This window comes from Sutterella massiliensis (genome assembly GCF_016899755.1).
Lineage (GTDB): Bacteria > Pseudomonadota > Gammaproteobacteria > Burkholderiales > Burkholderiaceae_F > Sutterella > Sutterella massiliensis.
Window position 1 is genome coordinate 1 of sequence record NZ_JACJJC010000384.1, and the last position, 301, is coordinate 301.

General features: G+C 58.1%; 1 protein-coding gene. It reads left to right on the forward strand.

Annotated features, from left to right (window positions below; translation table 11 throughout):
• The coding region (locus tag H6A60_RS13015) for a hypothetical protein (RefSeq protein ID WP_205105286.1) at positions 1-301 on the forward strand (301 nt) is incomplete at both ends.

Here is a 301-nt window from a genome sequence, read left to right on the forward strand (position 1 = left end):
GATCCGGACCGCTCGGAGGGACCGCTCGAGAGAACACCTTCACTACTCGAACTCCGTCTTTTGAGAGACCCCGAGAGTACGCGCCTGCCGCTCCTCTTTTCGGATGCCGTCGGTTTTGCGGAACTCTCTGTCGTGGCACGCGGTCCCCAAGGTACCTTTGCTTTTGCCGCGGATCCGGTTCTTGTCCTTGTCCCGGAAGGGAAGCTCGCGCAGAATCTTTATGCAATGGCGAATTTCATCGCCGTGCACTATTCGTCGCTCCTTGCGCTCGACAACGAGGAAGAGTCGCAAAGCCTTGAGG